Here is a 20,923-nt window from a genome sequence, read left to right on the forward strand (position 1 = left end):
GATAGACGGGCTTAGCGCACCAGATCGAACGTCCCGTGTACGCCATCGGCCTGAGCGGATGGCGCAAGCCACACGTCGAACGTGCCCGGCTCCACGGTCGGGCGCAGATCCTTGCCCAGGAATTCCAGCTGCGCACGGGTCAGCGTGAACGTCACCGTCTCGCTCTGGCCGGGCTTCAGCGCAACCTTGCGGAACGCCTTCATCTCGCGCACCGGCCGGGTGATGCTGGCGACGCGGTCGTGGATGTAGAGCTGCACCAGTTCCTCGCACGCGCGCTTGCCGGTGTTGGTCACCGTGGCGGAGACGGTGATCTTGCCGTCCCACGCCAGCGATGTGGGCACGGTGAGCGCATCGTAGCTGACCGCGCCATAGGTCAGGCCGTGGCCGAACGGGTAGAGCGCAGCGTTCGGCGCGGTGCGCCACTGCGCCTTATATGGCTGGCGCGGGCCGGCGGGCGCGGGGCGACCGGTCGCCTTGTGCGCGTAATAATAGGGCTCCTGCCCGCTTTCGTACGGGAAGCTCAGCGGCAGGCGGCCCGACGGCCCGACCTTGCCGAACAGCACGTCGGCGATGGCATTGCCGGTTTCCGAGCCAAGGAACCAGGTGACGAGGATCGCGGGGGCGTCCTTCACTGCGCCTTCCAGCGCCAAACCGCGGCCGTTCTTCAGCAGCACGACGATCGGCTTGCCGGTCTTTGCTACCGCTTCGGCCAGCGCCATCTGGGGCGCGGGCACGGTGATCGAGGTGCGCGACTGCGCCTCGCCCGACATATTCTCGCTCTCGCCGATCGCGAGCACGATCACATCCGCCGCCTGCGCCGCCGCGACCGCCGCGTCGATGCCACCGGCGAGCGGTTCCTCGACGTTCGAGCCTTGCGTGACCGTGACGTTGGCAGCACCTGCATTGCGCAGTCCGGTGGCAAGGTCGATCGCCTGCTTGTTGTCGCCATAGACGACCCACGGCCCGTTGAGGTCGTGCGGACCACTGGCGAAGGGGCCGATCAGCGCGATTTTGCGGCCCGTGTCGAGCGGCAGCAGGTCGCCATCGTTCTTCAACAGTACCATCGATTTCTGCGCCGCCTCGCGCGACAAGGCGATCGCTGCCTTGGTCCGCGACCGGGCCACCTCGCGCTTGCGGTCGATACGGCGGAAGGGATCGTCAAACAGGCCGAGCCTCTGCTTCACCGCCAGCACGCGCCGTACCGAGCGGTCGAGCACCTCTTGCGGCACCGCGCCTTCACGCACCAGACTGGGGAGGAATTGTGCGTAATAGTTCGACTGCATGCTCATATCGACGCCCGCCAGGAAGGCGATGCGCGCAGCGTCCTTGCCGTCCTTGGCGAAGCCCGCGGCGATCATCTCTTCGTCGCCGGTGTAGTCGGACACGATGATGCCGGGGAACTTCCACTCGTCGCGCAGCACCTGTTTCATCAGCCAGGGGTTGCCGGTCGAGGGGATGCCGTCGATCTCGTTGAACGAGGCCATGCCGCTCATCGCGCCGGCATCGAAGCCGGCCTTGTACGGCGGCAAATAGACTTCGCGCAGCGTCCGCTCGGACAGGTCGACGATATTATAGTCGAGTCCGCTTTCCGCTGCACCATAAGCGGCGAAATGCTTGACGCAGGCCATGACGGCATCGTTCGCATCGAGGCTCTTGCCCTGGAAGCCCTTCACGCGCGCGGCGGCGAACAGATTGCCGAGCAGCACGTCTTCGCCCGCGCCCTCCATCGTGCGGCCCCAGCGCTGGTCGCGCGCGATGTCGACCATCGGGAAGAAGGTCCAGTCGATCCCGGCCGCCGCCGCCTCGAACGCCGCCATGCGCGCGGTGCGCATCGCGAGGTCGGGGTCGAAGCTCGCCGCCTCGGCGACGGGCACGGGGAAGATGGTGCGGTGGCCGTGGATGACGTCGGCGGCGAAGATCAGCGGAACCTTGAGGCGCGAATCGCGCATCACCGCGGCCTGCATGCGCCGCGCCATTTCCGCGCCATTGCCGTTGAACACGCCGGTCAGCTTGCCCGCGACCGCGTCGGCAACCTGGCCGTCGAAGCTGGGCCCGTTCGACGGCGGGTTGAGGCCGGTGGCGACGCCACCGCTCCACGCCGCGGCGTTGAGCTGCAACTGACCCGCCTTTTCCTCCAGTGTCATCGCGGCAAGGATCGCCTCGACCCGCGGCGGCAGCGCGACGCCGTCCGCCTGCGCCAACAGCGCACGCGCCGGGCTGGTCGCCCATGCAGCGACCGCGCCCGCGCCGAGCAGCGCCGCGCGGCGCGAAATGGTGTGATCCGTCATGTTCCAGCCTCTCCCCTGATCTGCTATCGTCCAGCGTCCGCGCTTGCACGGATGCTTCCGGCTTTTCGCGTTGACCGTTGCCTGTAACCGGTTACACAGGCCGGGCGTGCGGTACAAGACGTGTCGGTTCACGCACGGATGATCGTTCGCGGCCAGCGGGCGACAGGGGGAGGACAAGGGTTGAAGTCGGCATCGGCCACGATCCGCGACGTCGCGCAAGTCGCTGAAGTATCGGTCGCTTCTGTCTCACGTGCACTGAATGGCCATAGTAGCGTCCATCCCGATACGCGCGCCCGCGTGCTCGCGGCGGCAAAGGCGCTGGGCTATGTGCCGCACGCTGGCGCGCGCAGCCTGTCGCTGGCGCGCAGCCATGCGATCGGCGTGGTGCTGCCCGATCTGCACGGCGAGTTCTTTTCCGAAATCGTGCGCGGCATGGATCGCGAGGTCGGTGCACGCGGCTATCACCTGCTGCTGTCGAACATGCACGCCGATGCCGAACTGGCCGCGCAGGCGATGCGGTCGATGCGCGGGCGCGTCGACGGGCTGATCGTCATGGCGCCGCAGCTGGATGCGGAGGGGCTACGCGAGGCACTGCCCGGTGGTGTGCCGGCAGTGCTGGTCAATTCGCTCGATGGGGCAGGGCGCGCCGGCTTCCGCATCGCCAATGCCGAAGGGATCGCCACGATGGTCGCGCACCTCGCCGCGACCGGGCGGCGGCGGCTGGTTCATGTCGGCGGCCCCGCGGGAAATATCGACGCGCGCGAACGCTGCGAGGGGTTCCTCACCGCGATGGCGCGCCACGCGCCCGACATCGAACCGGTGGTGATCGAAGGCGACTTTCGCGAGGATTCGGGCGCTGCGGCGGTCGCGATGCTGCGCGCGCGGGGCGTTGCGTTCGATGGCATCGTCGCGGCCAACGACATGATGGCGCTGGGCGTGCTCGCGGCGCTGCGCGAACAGGGCCTGTCTGTGCCGGGCGATGTCGCGGTCACCGGCTTCGACGACATTCCGCTGGCGCGGTATCTCGGCCTCACCACCATGCGCGTGCCGCTCGCCGAAATGGGCGCGCGGGCCGTCGCCCGGCTGATCGACGCGCTGGAGGGCGGCACGCTGACCCCCGACACGCAGGTCGTCGCCACCGATCTCGTCATCCGCACCACCACGGAAGCCCTAACGTCATGACCCTGTCTCTCGATCGCCGTGCGCTGCTGCGCCATGCGCCGCTTGCCGCCGCCGCGAGTGTGCTGCCCCGCCACGCGCTGGCCGCCCCTGCCGCAATCCCGCTGCCCGCTTGGTTCGGCGACCTCGAACAGCGCACCTTCCGCTATTTCTGGGACCTGGCCAATCGCAAGAACGGGCTGGTGCCCGACCGCTGGCCGACGCCGTCCTTCGCAAGCATCGCCGCGGTCGGCTTTGCGCTGACCGCCTATCCGATCGGGGTGGAGCGCGGCTGGATCACGCGTAAGGAGGCGCGCGACCTGACGCTGACCACGCTGCGCTTCTTCGTGACCGCGCCGCAAGGGGATGCGCCGACCGGCATGACCGGGAACAAGGGCTTCTTCTACCACTTCCTCGATATGGAAACCGGGCAGCGCTATCGCGACACCGAGCTGTCCAGCGTCGACACTACGTTGCTGTTCCTCGGCATCCTGTTCGCCGGTGCCTGGTACGATCAGGCCGACCCGGTGGAGGCCGAGATCCGCCGGCTGTCCGAAACGATCACCGATCGGGCCGACTGGCCGTGGTTCACCAATGCGCGCGGTACCGTGTCGATGGGCTGGCATCCCGGCAAGGGTTTCATCGAACGCGCGTGGGATGGGTATAACGAGGGGATGATGGTCTATGTCGTCGGCCTCGGCAGCCGCGGCAGGTCGCTCGCGGATGGGGCGTGGGACGCCTGGGCCCAGACCTATCCCGCCTTCTGGCGCGGGCAGGGGGACACGCGGCACCTCGCCTTCGCGCCGCTGTTCGGCCATCAGTACAGCCAGATGTGGATCGATTTTCGCGGCATCCGTGACGCGACGATGCGGGCCGCGGGCCTGGACTATTTCGAAAACAGCCGCCGCGCGACCTACGCCAACCGGGCCTATTGCATCGCCAATCCGATGCGCTGGGACGGCTATTCGCGCGACATCTGGGGCCTGACCGCCTGCGACGGCCCCGGCAATTTCCAATTGCCGTTCAAGGGGCGGACCGCGGAGTTCTTCGGCTATGCCGCCCGAGGCCCGCTCGGCCAGCCCGACGAGCGCGACGACGGCACGATTGCGCCGACCGCGGCGCTCGGCAGCCTCGCCTTCGCGCCCGAAATCGGCGTGCCCGCCGCCAATGCGATGAAGCGCTGGCCGAAGCTGTACGGGAAATACGGCTTCCTCGACAGCTTCAACCCCTCGTTCCGCTATACCGACGTGAAGCTGGAGACGGGGTCGGTCGACCCGAAGAGCGGCTGGGTGGCGCGCGATTATCTGGGCATCGACCAAGGTGCGATCGCCGGCGCCATCGCCAACACACGCGACGAGGGCGTGTGGCGCGTGATGCGCCGCTCGCCCGCGATCCGCCGCGGCCTGCAGCGGGCGGGGTTCACCGGGGGATGGTTGGGGTGAGCTTGAGGCCGTCATCCCAGCGAAGGCTGGGGTCTCCCGCGGCTGACCGGCCACCCCTTTGGAGAAAGGCCCCGGCCTGCGCTGGGGCGACGGATAAGCATCAGGACGCAACGCCATGACCGACGCCCATCCCAATCCCCCGCTCAAGACGATCACGATCGTCGGCGGCGGCACCGCCGGCTGGATGACCGCAGCGTTGCTGTCGCGCCTGCTGCTCGGCGCCTACACGATCCGTCTGATCGAATCGGAAGAGATCGGCACGATCGGCGTCGGCGAAGCGACGATCCCGGCGATCCGCACCTTCAACGGCCTAGCCGGCATCGACGAATTCGAGATGGTCCGCGCGACGCAGGCGACGTTCAAGCTCGGCATCGAATTCCGCAACTGGGGTGCGCCGGGCGACAGCTATATCCACGGCTTCGGCAAGATCGGGCAGGACCTGTACTGGCTGCACTGCCACCAATTCTGGCTGAAGGAGCGTGCTGGCGGACGGGCGAAGCACCTCGACCATTATGCGCTCAACACGCTGGCGGCGCGGATGAACCGCTTTGCGATGCCCGACCCCAGCAATCCGCAGTCGCCGATTGCCGATATCGATTACGCCTATCATTTCGATGCCTCGCTGTTCGCACGCTTCCTGCGTACCCGCGCGGAGGGCGCGGGCGTCGAGCGGATCGAAGGACGGATCGTCGCGGCCAACCGCCGGGGTAGTGACGGCTTCCTCGACCATGTCGTGCTCGCCGATGGCCGTACGGTGGATGGCGACCTGTTCATCGATTGCTCGGGCATGCGCGGCCTGCTGATCGGCGACGCGATGGGCGTGGGCTATGAGGACTGGAGCGAGTGGCTGCTGTGCGACCGTGCCCTCGCGGTGCCGAGCGCGCGCGGGGCGGGGCCGCTGACGCCGTACACACGCGCAACCGCGCACGGGGCGGGCTGGCAATGGCGCATCCCGTTGCAGCATCGCACCGGCAACGGCCACGTCTATGCCAGCCGCTTCGTGTCGGACGAGGCAGCCGCGGCGACGCTGCTCGAGCACCTCGACACGCCGGCGCTTGGTGATCCGCGCCCCGTCCGCTTCCGCCCCGGCAAGCGCCACCGCGCGTGGGAAAAGAACGTCGTCGCGCTGGGCTTGGCCGGCGGCTTTCTCGAGCCGCTCGAATCGACCAGCATCCATTTGATCCAGACCGGCATCCTGCGGCTGATCGCGCTGTTCCCGGGGCGTGGCTTCAACGCTGCCGACACCGAGGAATACAATCGCCAGACCGATTTCGAATATCGCGACGTGCGCGACTTCATCATCGCGCATTACAAGGTGACGGCGCGCGAGGACACGGAGTTCTGGCGCTATCTGAAGCACATGGCCGTTCCCGACAGCCTGACCGAACGATTGGAGCTGTTCCGCTCCTCGGGCCGGTTCTTCATGCATGCCAAGGCCGAGCTGTTCCGCGAGGAAAGCTGGGTGCAAGTGCTGCTGGGGCAGGGGTTGCAGGCGCATCACGATCCGATGGTCGACATGATTCCCGCCGAACAAACCACCGCTTTCCTGAAGGACGTCGAAGAGGTGGTCGCCGATGTCGCCGCTGGCCTGCCGACGCACGAGGCGTTTATCACGCGCCATTGTCAGGCGCCGAAACTGAGCTGAACGTGCGCGCCCAACATAGAGTGTGACACGCAAGCAACAATCCGGCGGATAATGAACCGATCCTGACCGGAGCGTCAGGCAGACGGTTGTAACCGGTTACGCGGGCGAGTAACCGGTTCCATACGCCCTCCGCGATCCGCGGAGCCGTCGCGCGTCGGCGGTCTCCACGGGAGCAAAAACGGGGCGATGGGACCGACGTGGAGGGGTTTGAAATGGCATCCAGGATTCATCGTGCGCGCTTCGGGCGCGGCATTTCGGCAGCGGCCCTTGCTGCAACGCTGGTCATCAGCGCGCCGGCCATGGCGCAGATCAACTCGACGCTGCGCGGCCGGGTGACCGGCGCCCAGGCAGGCGCGACCGTCACCGCGACCGATCTTAACACCGGCCAGCGCATCAGCGGCCGCGTCAATGCCGACGGCAGCTACACGATCGCGGGCCTGCGTCCGGGTACGTATCGCATCGAGGCGACCGGTCTGCCGGCGCAGCAGCTGTCGATCCCGGTCGGTCAGGTCGTGACGCTCGACATCGGCGAGGCAGCGCCTGCCGCCGACACCGCCGGCGCCGATGCTGGCACGGGCACCGACATCGTCGTCACCGGCCGCCGCGGGCAGGAAGTCCGCTCGGCGATCGTTTCGACCAACGTGTCGACGCAGCAGATCGACAGCCTGCCGCAGAACGACCGCAACTTCCTGAATTTCGCGGCGCTCGCGCCGGGCGTCGCGATCTCGACCTCGCCGGGTAGCCGCCAGGTGCAGGCCGGTGCGGTCAGCGCCGACAACATCAACGTCTTCATCGACGGCCTCAGCCAGAAGAACGCCGTGAACCACGGCGGCGTCGCCGGCCAGAACTTCAGCCGCGGCAATCCCTTTCCGCAGCTGGCCGTGCAGGAATTCCGCGTCGATACGCAGAACTTCAAGGCGGAATACGAACAGGCCGGCTCCGCGATCATCAGCGCGGTGACGAAGACCGGCGGCACCAGCTTCCACGGCGACATCTTCGGCGAATGGCAGCCCAAGGCGTTCATCGGCATTCCGTATTTCGACCGACCCGGCAAGACCAACAACCGCGAGGGTCGCCCTAAGGCGGATTACGATCGCAAGCAGTATGGCGGCGATCTTGGCGGTCCGATCATCAAGGACGTGCTGCACTTCTACGGCGCGTTTGAGGCGACCGATCAGAAGCTGCCGTCGAATGCAATCAACCTGCTGACGACCCGCAACGTCGACGGCGTCGCGGTGCCGAACGTGCCGCAGGCGATCGCCAGCCAGTTCAACGGCAGTTATCCGCAGAGCTTCAAGCAGCGCCTGTATTTCGGCAAGCTGACGCTGTTCGCGGGCGACAAGGACACGATCAACGCCAGCGCGTTCCTGCGCCGCGAGAGCAATCTGGCTGACTTCCAGGGAACGTCGGTCCCGTCGCATGGCCGGTTCCTGACCAGCAACAACGACACGTACCAGCTGGAATGGACCCACCGCAGCGAGGGCTTCCTCAACGAGTTCACCGGCGCGTACCAGAAGGTGTTCAACGGCACCCCGCGAGTCAGTAACGGGCCTGAGATCATTCTGTCGCAGGGACCGGCATCCGGTCCGGTCGGCGTCGGTGCGTCGCTCGATACGCAGGCGGAACTGGGCGCCGCCTCGTTCCAACAGTTCGACGATCAGAAGAGCTGGACGATCAAGGACAACGTCACCTTCTTCGGTGAGAAGCACATCGTGAAGGCAGGCGTGCGCCTGTCGTTCAACAAGTACGGCCGCTCGGAAGACTTCCGCAGCAACGGCACTTTCTTCTTCGCTGCGCCGTCCTACACCACTTTCGATGCATCGACCCCGATCGCAGGCTCGGTAACGACGGTGCCGGTGCGTCCCGCGACTGCGAACAACACGCAGGTCGGCGTGTTCCTGCAGGACGACTGGTCACCTGACGAGCATTGGACGATCAATGCCGGCATCCGCTGGGACTATGAAAGCAACGCCAAGAACGAGGATTTCGTGACCCCCGCGCGTATCGCGACTGCGCTGCGGAACTACCAGGGTTGGAAGGCCGCCGGGATCAACCCGGAAGACTATATCTCTACCGGCAACAACCGTAAGCCCTATTGGAAGGCATTCCAGCCGCGCCTCGGCGTGTCGTACGACGTGTACGGTGATCGCGACACGATCCTGTTCGCTGGTGCCGGCCGCTATTACGACCGTCCGCTGTTCATCACGGCGGGCATCGAAACGGTCAAGGCGATCTACCAGTCGGCACCGACGGTCTATTTCTGCGACGGTGCGGGCCAGCCGACCTGTGCGCAGGCACGTGCGTCGAACGGTGGTGTGCTGCCGAACAACTATCTCGCGTACAATGCGTCGCTGAAGACGGTCGATGGCCTACGGTCGGCGGTGACGGCATCGGGTCTGGGCGGTGACGTCTGGCTGCTCAACAACGACACCAAGCTGCCCTATTCGGATCAGTTCAACTTCGGCGTGCGCAAGCGGTTCGGCCAGATCCAGACGGCGGTGACCTTCAGCCACGTCCGCAGCCACAACATCTTCAAGTTCGTGCGCGGCAACCGCCTGCCCAACGGCCTGTACACGACGCAGGGCGACCAGTGGATCGAGGACAACTTCCCGCAGTCGGGCCAGCTGCCCGGCTATTCGGGCAAGCTGAACATCGGCTCGAACGACGGCAAGGCCTATTACACCGCAATCTACTTCACTGCGGAAAAGCCGTTCGTGACCGGGTCGAACTGGGGCTTTACCTCGACGCTGACGCTGCAGCGCGCACGTTCGAACGTGCCGCAGGAACTGCAGGGTGACGAGATGTACAACGCACCGCGCTTCGGTGCCTATGGCATGAACTATGTCGCGGGCGTCGAAAAGTGGCGCTTCGTCGGCACCGGCATCGCACGCGGTCCATGGGATACGAAGGTCTCGCTGACCGGCACGTTCAGCTCGGGCCCGTCGTTCGGCAACGTCATCTTCCGCTCGAACCCGCCCGAAAACGCCTGCTGCTACGGCAATTTCGGTGGCGTGTTCTGGCCGGGTGAAGTCGTCGGCTACGGCAGTGTCGATGCGCGCATCTCGAAGACGTTCAACCTGCCCTGGGGCCGCGGGCTGGAGGTCAGCTTCGCTGCGTTCAACCTGTTCGACTCCATCAACCGCAACTATTCGGCATGGGGCGCCGGATCGGGCACCAACCCGATCAAGAAGAATGACGGCGACGGCACCACGGGCGTTCCGCGGTCGTTCCAGGTCGGTGCGAAGTTCAGCTTCTGATCTGGTGGGGGCGGGGGTCGTGACGATCCCCGCGCCTGCCCGCGTGGCCGCGGCGTTCGCATGACGCCGCGGCTGATCCGGGTCGGGGCTGGCGACAGTCCTGTCGTCGTCGTCGACGATGTCGTCGGCGATGTCGGCAGGATTGTCGATCTGGCCGCGGCCCTGGCGCCGTTTCCGACGGTGGCGGGAAGCTATTACCCCGGCGTGCGGCGTGTGCTGACGCCGGCGGACGGCGCGGCGCATGATTATGCGACCGCACTGCTCCAGACGCTGGCGCCCTTCATCGGCGGGGCGTTCGACGTCGAGGGCTTCGACTGGATCGAGGGCAGCTTCTCGATGGTCACGGCGCCGCCCGCGACGCTGTCACCGGCGCAGCGCGCGCCGCACTTCGATGCGGTCGATCCGGGCTATCTGGCCGTGCTCCACTATCTGTCCGATACGCCGGGCAGCGGCACGGCCTTCTATCGACAGCGCAGCACCGGGATCGAGCGGGTCGATGCCGGCAATCGCGATGCCTTCATCGCGGCCGCCCGGCGCGATAGCGCTCTGCTGTCGGGCTATACTAATGCTAGCAACGCCGCGTTCGACCAGATCGGCGCGGTTGCGGCGAAGCGGGACCGCGTCGTTCTCTATCAGGGTTGCCTGCTCCATTCGGGCATCATCCCCGCCGACATGCCGCTGTCCGCCGACCCGCGCGTCGGTCGGCTGACCACCAACCTCTTCGTACAGGCGCACCGATGACCCTGCTGCTCTCGATCATGGCGGCGGCGACGCCGCAGACCTACGCCAATCCGGTCGACATCGACTATCGCTACAATTTCGAACAGGTGAACGAGGGCGTCTCGTACCGCACCGGTGCCGATCCCGTCATCGTGCCGTTCAAAGGCGCCTATTATCTGTTCCTGACGCTGGCCGACGGATATTGGCGATCGACCGACCTCGTCACGTGGCGCTTCATCACGCCCAGCCGCTGGCCGTCCGAGGGAATCGTCGCGCCCGCCGTCACGTCGGACGGCAAGCGCCTGCTCATCATGCCGTCGATGACGATGCAGGGCACGATCTACAGCACGGAAGACCCGGCGAGCGGCAAGATCGATTATTTCGTCCGCCGCATGCCGCCCCTGCCCGACGCGGTGAAATCGGGGTTGGAAGATACGATCAAGCCGGGGCAGGTGCCGCCGGGCCCGTGGGATCCGGACTTGTTCCAGGACGATGACAAGCGCTGGTATCTCTATTGGAACTCGTCGAACGTCTTTCCGATCTACGGCGCGCCGGTCAGCTTCGCCGATGGCAAGATGACCTATGGCAAGCCCCGCACATCGTTCATCCTGCTCGATCCCGATCATCATGGCTGGGAACGGTTCGGCCAGGACCACAGCGGCACGTTGCCGAACGGCACGCCGATCAAGCCCTTCATGGAGGGGGCTTGGATGACGAAGGTCGGGGGGCGCTACTATCTGCAATATGGCGCGCCCGGCACCGAATATAATGCCTATGCCACGGGCACCTATGTCGGCACGTCGCCGATGGGGCCGTTCACCTACGCCGCCTACAACCCGGTCGGCTACAAGCCCGGCGGGTTCGTGCAGGGGGCAGGGCACGGCAATACGTTCCAGGACCTGAACGGCAATTGGTGGAATACAGGCACGCCGTGGATCGGCTATAATTGGACGTTCGAGCGACGGATCGGGATGTGGCCGACGGTGTTCGACGCGGATGGCCAGATGCGCGTGTCGACGCGCTTCGGCGACTTTCCGCAGCGCATGCCGACGAGTCGGTTCACCGATCCGGATTCGCTGTTCACCGGCTGGATGCTGCTGTCCTACCGCAAGCCCGCGACGGCAAGCGCCAGCGTGGCAGGCTTTGCACCGGATCAGGCGACCGACGAGAATCCACGCACCTTCTGGCTATCGCCCGGCAAGGCGCCGGGCGCGACGCTGACCGTCGATCTGGGCGCGCCGACGACGGTGCGCGCGGTGCAGGTCAACTTTGCCGATTACAAAGCGGGCCGCTTCGGCGATGCGCCGGATATCTATACCGAGTTTCGGCTTGAACAGTCGCTCGACGGCCGGACGTGGCGGCCACTCGCCGCGACGGAAGGGCCGCGTCGCGATCGGCCCAACGCCTATCTCGAGCTGCCACAGCCGGCGCGCGCCCGCTACGTTCGCTACGTCCACGGTCACATCGGGGGGGCGCACCTCGCGATCAGCGACCTGCGTGTGTTCGGCATGGCCGACGGACCGTTGCCGGGCGCGCCGGACCTGCTGGCGGCGACGCGGGCAGCGGACACGCGGGACGCGACGATCCGCTGGCGCCGGGTGCCGGGCGCCGTCGGCTATAACGTGCGTTGGGGCATTCGACCCGATCGTCTGGCGCTGACCTATCAGGTGTTCGCCGACCGGGTCTCGCGCGGCGACGCGGCGACGCTGCCGCTCCGCGCGCTGACCGTCGGCCAGCGTTATTATGTCGCGGTGGAGGCGTTCGACGAGCGCGGCGTGTCGCGGCTCAGCCGCGTGGTGGCGATGTAGCCGCGTCTGCCAGTCGCTCGGTCAATTCCATCCAGTTGCGCGCGGCATCGCGATCGGCGGCGTCGGGAAAGACGATGTCGAGGGCCGGTGCCGCGCCCAGCATGTGCAGCAACGTCCACAGGGCGAACCGCCGTGCGCGATCGGTTTCGAGGCCGAGATCGACCTGCATCCGCTCGATCCCGGCGTCATAGGCCGCAGGCGGCACCGCATCGAGGTCGGCGGTGCCGAAATAGCGGCGCATTTGGTCATCGAGGTCCATCCCGCCCCCTAACGCGGGACGACCCCCGATGCCATCAGCGCAGATTGTCCTTGGCGGGCATCGTATAGGGGACGAAATCGCCCAGCGAGACGAAGCCGCGCGGGAATTGCGAGGCACGATCGACCAGACGGACCACGTCGATGCTGCACAGCTGCGATCCGATGGTGTTGGTGACTAGAATGTCGTCGTCGCGTAGCGAAGGCGCACCCGATCGCGGTTCGTTGAGATAGAGGCGACCGCCGACGCGATACAGGATCGCCTTGCCGTCGATGATGCGGGTCGAGGTGACGCTGGCGAGGTTAATGCAATTCGTCGGCTTGCCGGCGACGCGCCCGGCAAGCGCGGTCTGCAATTGCTGATCCGGCGTGGGGTTCGGCTTGGCGGCGGAGGCCGCGGCGGTGGTCAGCGCAAGGGCAACGCCGACGAGGAGCAGGGGCTTTTTCATGGTCCGAACCCTATCACCAACAGGCTGAACCGAGCCTGACCGGCGACGAGCCGTGAAGCGAGCGGTCGGTGGGCGCCCCAGCGTCGATTGACGCACACAGGGCGCCCGCTTTCCAGTGGGTCGATATTGGTCTAGGATAAAAAAGATGGTGGCAACGTAATGACCCTAAATTCGGGGCGGTGCGTTACCCCATGTAGAATGAGCTACCACCCGATGGCGGACGTCGATCAGGCCCCAAACCGTGCGACCGGACAGGATTTCCTGACCGGCGGGGGCGCGTGCGGCGCGCTGATTGGGGAGCGTGACTGGTCGGCAACGCCGCTGGGGCCGATTCGTGATTGGCCGCAAAGTCTGCGCACGACGACGGCACTGCTGCTTCGCTCGCCAGTGCCGATGGTAATGCTGTGGGGCGACGACGGCGTCATGCTGTATAACGACGCCTATTCGGTTTTTGCCGGCGGCCGGCATCCGCAGCTGCTGGGATCGAAGGTGCGCGAGGGCTGGCCGGAGGTCGCCGACTTCAACGACAATGTAATGCGCGTCGGCCTGTCTGGAGGCACGCTGCATTATCACGATCAGGAGCTGACGCTTTTTCGTCACGGTCTGCCCGAACGCGTGTGGATGGACCTCGATTATTCGCCGGTGCTCGACGAAACCGGCATGCCTGGCGGCGTCATCTGCGTGCTGGCGGAAACGACCGAACGCGTCGCGGCGCAGCGGCGTACCGCGTTTCTGTTGTCGCTGGCCGATGCACTGCGCGGGCTGAACACACGGGAGGCGATCAACACGCTCGCGTCCGAACGGCTGGCCGACTGGCTGGATGCCGACCGCACCTTCTACGCCGAAATCACCGACAGCGGCTGGATGACGGTCCCCTGCGATCATTGCCGGGGCGTGCCCTCGATCGCGGGTCTGCATTCGCTCGAGTCCTTCGGACCGGATTTGCTCAAGGCCTATCGCTCGGGCCAGCCGATCGTTGCCTGCGATATCCCCGGTGACGAGCGGCTGAGCGTCGATGCGCGAGCCGGACTGGCGGAGCGGCGGGTCGCCGCCTTCATCGACGTCGTGGTCTTCGACGAAACCGAATATGTCGGTGTGCTCGCCGCGCAGTCCGCGACGCCGCGGGTCTGGACTGCGGCGGAGGTCGCGCTGGTCCAGGACGTCGCCGAGCGCGTCAAGACCGCGATCGAGCGTGCCCGCGCCGAAGAGGGGCTGCGACAGCTCAACGAGACGCTGGAGGAACAGGTCGCCGCGCGGGTCGCGGAGCGCGATCAATTGTGGACATTGTCGCAGGATATGCTCGCCCGCGCCGACTATACGGGGATGATGTCGGCGGTCAGCCCGGCGTGGACGCAGGTGCTGGGGTGGAGCGAAACGGAGCTGCTCAGCCACAGCTATACCAGCATCATGAACCCCGATGATGTGGCGCACACGACGGCGGCGATCACGGACATGGCCAAAACGCGTCGGCCGACGCGGTTCGAGAACCGGATCGCGACGCGCGACGGCGGTTGGAAGCATATCGAGTGGACCGTTTCGCCGGAAGCGGACGGGGTCAATTTCGTCGCGATCGGCCGCGACCTCAGCGATGCCAAGGCGCGCGAGGCGGATCTGGAAACCGCGCGCGATGCATTGCGCCAAAGCCAGAAGATGGAGGCGATGGGCAGCCTGACCGGCGGCGTCGCGCACGATTTCAACAATCTGCTGACCCCGATCATCGGTTCGCTGGACCTGTTGGTGCGCAAGGGCGTCGGCACCGCGCGCGAACAACGGCTGATCGAGGGCGCGCTGCAATCGGCCGAGCGCGCGAAGACGCTCGTGCAGCGCCTGCTCGCCTTCGCGCGGCGCCAGCCGTTGCAGGTGACCGCCGTCGACGTCGAGCGCGTGGTCGAGAATATGGCGGGCCTGGTGGCGGCGACGCTGGGCCCGATGATCGATGTGCGGGTCGATCTGTCCGATCTGCCGCCCGCTCGCGCCGATCTCAATCAGCTGGAAATGGCGCTGCTCAATCTCGCGGTCAACGCGCGCGACGCCATGCCAGACGGCGGCGAACTCAGGATCAGCGCACGGCGCGAAAGCGTGGCGGCGCTCGACGATCGTGCCCTGCCGCGTGGTCATTACGTGCGGCTGAGCGTCAGTGATACCGGCGTCGGTATGGATGCCGACACGCTGCGCCGCGCGATCGAGCCGTTCTTCTCGACCAAGGGCGTCGGCAAGGGCACGGGGCTGGGATTGTCCATGGTGCATGGCCTGGCCGCGCAGCTCGGCGGCGGCCTGACGATCGAAAGTGCGCCGGGCATGGGCACGACGATCAGCCTGTGGCTGCCGATCAGTGCGACCGCGGCGCTCGACGACGAGCCGCCGATCGAGGTGGTGCAGGCCGTCAAGCGCCTCGGCATTGCGCTGCTGATCGACGACGAGGATTTGGTGCGGATGAGCACGGCCGATATGCTCGCGGATCTCGGCTATGACGTGGTCGAGGCGGCATCGGCGGAAGAGGGCCTGCGGCTGATCCATAACGGGCTGGAGCCGGCGGTGCTGGTGTCGGACCATTTGATGCCCGGGATGAGCGGCGCCCAGCTGGCGCGCGAAATCCGCTGCTTGCGGCCCGGCCTGCCCGTGCTCATCGTGTCGGGCTATGCAGAGGAAGAGGGGATCGACCCGGACATCCCGCGTCTGACCAAGCCGTTCCGCAATGCCGAGCTTGCCGCCAGCCTGGCATCAGCGCCGGCGTCCGTCGTATTGCCTGCCACCGCCGCCTGAGCTGCCCGCCATGGCGAAGCGCAAGCGGCTGCTGACCGCCACTCTGTCCGATGGCTATGTGAAGACGATCGGGCCGACCGCCGCGCCCTTCACCCATTATTGGCGGATCGTCGCGGTAACCCAGGCCGGCGGCACCGAGGTGTTCTGGGGCCATAGCAACTCGCTGCGCGAGGCGAACGGCAAGCGCGCCGCTACGGCCGACGCCGCCCGGCAGCGCGGCTGGAGCCGCTACGATTTCGAGGTCGTCGAACTCGCCGAAAGCTGATGGTGGCGGATCAGAACCGCATGTCCCAGCCCAGCGTGACCGTCCGCCCGCGCCCGGCGAAGTAAGCCAGATTGTCCGTCGGTAGTCGCGTGTCGCTGTTATAGTCGATGTAGAAGCGGTCGAAGATGTTCTGCGCGCTCAGCGTGACGCCGCCGATCGCGGTCTGGTAGCGGACATAGGCGTCGGCGACCGTATAGCCTGCGAAGTTGTTGCGCGGGTCCGGGTTCGCCTTGCCGTGAAAGGTGCGCGCGAAATACATCTGCGTCTGCACGCGTGCGCTGAGCGGCCCGCGTGCGTAATCCGCGGCGACGTTCATCCGGTCGGGCGAGATGTTCGTGCCGTCGAGATCGGTGTCGACGATCCCGTCGGGGTTGGTGCGATCGCTGTCGTAACGGCCGACGATATGGGCATAGCCCGTCGACAGCCGCAGCCCGTCGATCGGCATACGCGCGGCGATATTGATCTCCAGACCCTGGATCTCGACGCGCTGGCGCTGCACGTCGAAGATGCCGTTGCCTTGAGCGATCAACAGCTGGCCCTTGTCGCTCGACGACCAGAAATAGGTCGCGCTGGCGTCCAGCGGGCCTCGCTTTACCTCGACGCCGAGTTCGCGATTGTTCGAGATGACGGGGTCGATAGCGCGGAAGCGGGACAGATCGGTGGCGGGCGTATCGACCGCGCGCGTGATGCGGCCGATATCGGCCATGGTGAAGCCCTCGGCATAGCTGGCATAGGCACGAATGCCGGCGGCGGGTTCCAGGATCGCGCCGTAGTTCATCAGCACCTGACTGAACCCAGGTCGCCCGCCCTTGACCGAGACGCCGCCATAGGTCGCCGGATTGCGACCGTCATAGGTGGTCGAAGCGAGCGTGCGGTAATCGGCGATCCGCACCGATACGTTTTCCCAGCGCGCACCCCCGGCGAGGCGGATCAGCCCGTTCCACAGCTTCAGGTTCGCCTGCGCGAAAGGAGCGATGCTGCGGAAGTCCGCCGGCGGCACCCAGATGCGGTTCGTGGCGATCAGGCGTTGCTCGGTCTTATCCCACAACGTGTCGATGCCGAGCGTCGCGGTCAGTGCGTCGAGACCGGGCACGGCGCGTTCGTAACTGGCGCGCGCGCCCAGCTTGCGAGATCGATTCTCGGACTGGTCGAACAGGGTGCCGACCGGTGCGAGCTTAGGGTCCTGAAACGTCGCAATCGGCGCGATCTCGCCACCGAACGTGTCATAGGTGCGGTTGACGAACAGCTGCGCGGTCAGGTTGCCGCCCGCAACGTCGCTATCGGTGTAGGAGAGCGACAGCGCTTCGGCGCGATTGGCGGCGGGCTTTCCGGGGGCGGTGCCGGGGATGGCGCTGGTCGGGACGCCGGTGGCACGATTGCCGGCGAGGGCGATCGACGCGCCGTCGCCGTCCAGCGTAAAGCGATTGGCGATCAGGTCGAGCCGCCCCGTATCGCGCACCTGCACGCCGAACCGGGCAAAGACATCGGTGGCATCGGACTGCTGCGTTTCGCCCTGCGTCAGATTGATGCCCACGCGGCGGTCGTGTGCGTCGTAAAAGACACCGCGCCGTTCGTAGGATGCACCGATGGTCGCGTCGAAGATGCCCGTGCGATACTGCACCAGCCCGGCGATCTTGCCGCCGAAGCCGTTGCCCTGGAAGCCGTCCGCCGTCGTGCCCTGCACCAGCGTACGGCCTGACAGGCCGTCGCGGGCGGGCGGGCCGACGGTGACCTGATTGACGATGCCGCCCGTGCCGCCGACGCCTTGTAAGGCGTTGGAGCCGTAGATCAGCTCCACACGGTCGATGAAGAAGCCGTCGATCGTGAAGCCATCGCGGCTGCCGTCGCGCAGCGGCGTCGTCTGCGGGATACCGTTGATCGCATACAGCGGTGAGCGGCCGCGCAAGGTCTCGCCCGCACCCGACAATTTGCCGCGGGTCGGCGAGAAACTGGGGGTGAGGACGGCCACCGCATCGGTAACGCTGCCCGAGATCGCGATCTGCTGGTCGAGCGCGCGCTTGTCGATGACGTCGATCGTCAGCGGCAAGGCGTTGGGCGGCAACAGCGTGCGCGCGGCCGTGACGACGATATCGTCAGCCTTTGCATCGTCCGGATCGACCGACGCGTCTGCCGTCGCTGGCGCCGTGCTTTGCGCCTGCGCGGCCAGCGGAAGCGCCAGCCATGCCGTTCCCGCCAGTATCGTCGCGCGCATCATGGACGCTCCCCGCATCTCGATCCCCGTCGTCATTGACCCTTGAGGATGCGCCCGCTAACGCAACTAAATCGCAATAACAACAGCGGAACGAAAGAGCCGGATGACGCGCAGGGTCCTGTTTCAGATCCATTGGTTCCTGGGGATCACTGCGGGCCTGGTGCTGGCGGTCATGGGCGTGACCGGCGCAATGATCAGCTTCTCGCCGGAGATCATCGCGGCGATCAATCCCGGTATCGTCACGGTCACACCGCAGCCCGGACCGCGTCTGTCCGCGCCCGACCTCGTTGCCCGGTTCCAGACGCAACGGCCCGATGCCCGCATCGGCCGGCTGGTGGTCGAGCGCGATCTTAGCCGCGCGGCGATGGCAAGCTACACGACGGGACAGTCGAAGACGCGTCACGTCACCTATCTCGATCCCGTGACGGGTCGGGTGCTGGGCACGCCGCGTGGCGAAGCGGTCCTGGATACGGTGGAGAATCTGCACCGCTGGCTCGCACTGCCCGGCGGCGGTAAAGGGATCGGGCGGCAGATCACGGGCTTTTCGGCGCTGGCGCTGATCTTCTTCGCGCTGTCCGGCCTGTATCTGCGCTGGCCGCGCCGTCCGCTCGACTGGCGCAACTGGTTCGTGCTCGACCTGCGGCGCACCGGGCGCAACCTGTACCGCGCGCTGCATGCCGTGGTCGGGGGATGGGTGGTGCTGTTCTACCTGATCAGCGCCACCACGGGCTTGTGGTGGTCGTACGACTGGTATCGCACCGGCGTGCGGCATCTGCTCGTCGCCGAACAGCCCAAGGGCAAAACGGGTGCGGCTACCGAGGGCAAGGGTAAGGGCAAGGCCGATGCGCCCGTCGACTGGCGTGCCGCCTGGACGGCGTTCGACCGCGCCACCGCGGGCCGATCCTATGCGGCGGTGACGGCGACCGCGCGCGAGGGCAAAATCGAATTCCGCGCGAAGCTGCCCGATGCGCGGCACGATCGCGTGTCGGATGAGGTGACGATCGACGCGCGCACGAACACAGTGACCACCTATACCCCATATGCGCAGCGCAGCTGGGGGCAGGACATCGTCTTCGGCATCTACGAAATCCACCGCGGTGCCTATTTCGGTCTGGTCGGCCGGCTGGCGATGACGCTCGCCAGCCTGACGATGCCGCTGTTCACGATCACCGGCTTCCTGCTCTATCTGGCGCGGCGCCGTCGCAAAGCCGCGCTCGACGAGGTGATGGCGGACGATTCGCCCGCCATCGTGCCAGCCGATGCCCGGACGTTGGTCGCGTATGCGTCGCAGACCGGCACGGCCGAACGGATCGCGCGCTTGACTGCGCAGGCATTGCCCGACGCGGTCGCCTTGCCGCTGTCGGCGCTGGACGAGACGGTGCTGGCGCGTGCTTCGCGCCTCTTCGTAGTCGCCAGCACTTATGGCGAGGGTGACCCCCCCGACACGGCGCGCGCCTTTGCGCGCCGCCTCACGCAGCCATCCGGCGACCTGTCGCACCTCCATTATGCGGTGCTGGCGCTCGGCGATCGCGAATATCCCGATTTCTGCGCCTTCGGTCATCGGATCGATCGCTGGCTGCACGCGGGCGGTGCGATGCGGCTGTTTGATTGTATCGAGATGGACGGTGACGCGGTCGATGCGCAACGTCAGTGGCAGCAGCAGCTTGCCGCCCTCGGCGCGCGAACCGATCAGCCCGACTGGGCACCCGCGCCGATGGGCGACTGGCGGCTGATCGAGCGGCGCCTGCTCAATCCGGGCAGCAGCGGCGGCGCAACCTGGCATGTCGCCCTCGAACCGGTGGACGCGCCGGCCGACTGGGCGGCGGGCGATATCGTGGAAATCCTGCCGCAGCATGATCCGCGGCGTGTCGAAACCGTCCTGCACCGCATGGGCTGGAACGATACGCCCGACCTGCGCGCATGGCTCGCGACCCGGATCCTGCCGGATACCGATGCAGGCGTCATCGATCCCGAATCACTCCCGCCGCTGGCGCATCGCGACTATTCGATCGCCTCGATCGCGCCGTCGGGCCGCGTCGAGCTGATCGTACGCCACTGTCTTGCCGCGGACGGCCTGCCGGGGCTGGGATCGGGCTGGCTGACGCAGGGCGCGCCGATCGGGGGCATCGTGTGCGCGCGCGTCCGCAGCAACCCGGCGTTTCACGCGCCGGAGGCGGACGCGACGCCGCTGATCCTGATCGGGAACGGCACGGGCCTTGCCGGATTGCTCGCGCACGCACGCCACCGGCATGCCACCGGGGGCGGCCCGGTGTGGCTATTCTGGGGCGAACGCCACCCCGCGCAGGACGATTATCATGCCGCGGAGCGTGCCGCGTTGCGTGACACCAATACGCTGACGGCGGAGCATGTCGCATGGTCCCGCCTGGGGAGCGGCCCCCGCTACGTCCAGGATGCGCTGACGGCGCAGGCCGGGGTTATCGTCCAGGCGGTTTCGGACGGTGCGGCGATCTACGTCTGTGGCAGCCTGCAGGGTATGGCGGGCGACGTCCACAGCGCTTTGGCGTCAATACTCGGTGAAACGTCGCTGGAGATGATGCTGGAAACGGGGCGATACCGGCGGGATATTTATTGATCCGTATCAGGCCGTGCTGCTGACCAAATAAATCCAGCGTGTTCTGCGGCTTGAATACCTCATGTGGC

At 66.6% G+C, this 20,923-nt stretch carries 13 protein-coding genes; 9 read left to right on the forward strand and 4 right to left on the reverse strand.

Translation table 11 applies throughout. The features are described 5' to 3' along the window. Positions 1-11 precede the first annotated feature (11 nt). Entirely contained in the window at positions 12-2,288 is a 2,277-nt protein-coding gene (locus ACGVWT_RS03805; protein WP_315461622.1) for a glycoside hydrolase family 3 N-terminal domain-containing protein, read from the reverse strand. Between the two features lie 180 nt (positions 2,289-2,468). Between ACGVWT_RS03805 and ACGVWT_RS03810 the strand changes: the two genes are divergently transcribed. The 6 genes from ACGVWT_RS03810 (at position 2,469) to ACGVWT_RS03835 (ending at position 12,318) form a co-directional block, all read left to right on the forward strand. Beyond that, positions 2,469-3,470: a LacI family DNA-binding transcriptional regulator gene (locus tag ACGVWT_RS03810; RefSeq protein ID WP_315461621.1), complete on the forward strand. Its 1,002-nt coding sequence runs from the start codon at positions 2,469-2,471 to the stop codon at positions 3,468-3,470. Then, positions 3,467-4,888, forward strand: a complete 1,422-nt coding sequence (locus ACGVWT_RS03815; RefSeq protein ID WP_315461620.1) for a glucoamylase family protein — start codon at positions 3,467-3,469, stop codon at positions 4,886-4,888. The genes ACGVWT_RS03810 and ACGVWT_RS03815 overlap by 4 nt, the downstream gene beginning before the upstream one ends. A gap of 115 nt (positions 4,889-5,003) precedes the next feature. Beyond that, the gene (locus ACGVWT_RS03820; protein ID WP_315461619.1) at positions 5,004-6,533 is read left to right on the forward strand and encodes a tryptophan halogenase family protein; all 1,530 of its coding nucleotides are present in this window, start codon (positions 5,004-5,006) and stop codon (positions 6,531-6,533) included. Between the two features lie 212 nt (positions 6,534-6,745). Next, entirely contained in the window at positions 6,746-9,790 is a 3,045-nt protein-coding gene (locus ACGVWT_RS03825) for a TonB-dependent receptor domain-containing protein (RefSeq protein WP_315461618.1), read from the forward strand. Positions 9,791-9,850: 60 nt separating this feature from the next. Continuing rightward, a complete protein-coding gene (locus ACGVWT_RS03830; protein WP_315461617.1) occupies positions 9,851-10,531 on the forward strand; it encodes a DUF6445 family protein in 681 nt (226 codons plus the stop codon). Beyond that, positions 10,528-12,318, forward strand: a complete 1,791-nt coding sequence (locus ACGVWT_RS03835; RefSeq protein ID WP_315461616.1) for a family 43 glycosylhydrolase — start codon at positions 10,528-10,530, stop codon at positions 12,316-12,318. Before ACGVWT_RS03830 ends, ACGVWT_RS03835 begins: the two co-directional genes overlap by 4 nt. Here ACGVWT_RS03835 and ACGVWT_RS03840 read toward each other — a convergent pair. Both ACGVWT_RS03840 and ACGVWT_RS03845 read right to left on the reverse strand, forming a co-directional pair. Then, positions 12,296-12,577 (reverse strand): hypothetical protein, encoded by a 282-nt coding sequence (locus ACGVWT_RS03840; RefSeq protein WP_315461615.1) that lies wholly within the window; start codon positions 12,575-12,577, stop codon positions 12,296-12,298. The genes ACGVWT_RS03835 and ACGVWT_RS03840 overlap by 23 nt on opposite strands. A gap of 34 nt (positions 12,578-12,611) precedes the next feature. Continuing rightward, positions 12,612-13,022, reverse strand: coding sequence for a hypothetical protein (locus tag ACGVWT_RS03845; RefSeq protein ID WP_116461593.1), 411 nt, complete (start codon positions 13,020-13,022; stop codon positions 12,612-12,614). 213 nt (positions 13,023-13,235) lie between these two features. On the opposite strand from ACGVWT_RS03845, the gene ACGVWT_RS03850 reads away from it, so the two are divergent. Further along, entirely contained in the window at positions 13,236-15,785 is a 2,550-nt protein-coding gene (locus ACGVWT_RS03850; RefSeq protein ID WP_315461614.1) for an ATP-binding protein, read from the forward strand. Positions 15,786-15,795: 10 nt separating this feature from the next. Then, positions 15,796-16,050, forward strand: a complete 255-nt coding sequence (locus ACGVWT_RS03855) for a hypothetical protein (protein ID WP_315461613.1) — start codon at positions 15,796-15,798, stop codon at positions 16,048-16,050. A 10-nt stretch (positions 16,051-16,060) separates the two neighbouring features. Here the strand turns inward: ACGVWT_RS03855 and ACGVWT_RS03860 are convergent, their stop codons facing one another. After that, a complete protein-coding gene (locus ACGVWT_RS03860; protein ID WP_315461612.1) occupies positions 16,061-18,265 on the reverse strand; it encodes a TonB-dependent receptor in 2,205 nt (734 codons plus the stop codon). Positions 18,266-18,365: 100 nt separating this feature from the next. Here ACGVWT_RS03860 and ACGVWT_RS03865 point away from each other — a divergent pair, with 100 nt between their 5' ends. Beyond that, on the forward strand, positions 18,366-20,855 hold the full coding sequence (locus ACGVWT_RS03865) for a sulfite reductase flavoprotein subunit alpha (protein ID WP_315461611.1): 2,490 nt from the start codon (positions 18,366-18,368) through the stop codon (positions 20,853-20,855). The last annotated feature ends 68 nt before the right edge of the window (positions 20,856-20,923 follow it).

The organism is Sphingomonas sp. S6 (assembly GCF_043498045.1).
GTDB lineage: Bacteria > Pseudomonadota > Alphaproteobacteria > Sphingomonadales > Sphingomonadaceae > Sphingomonas.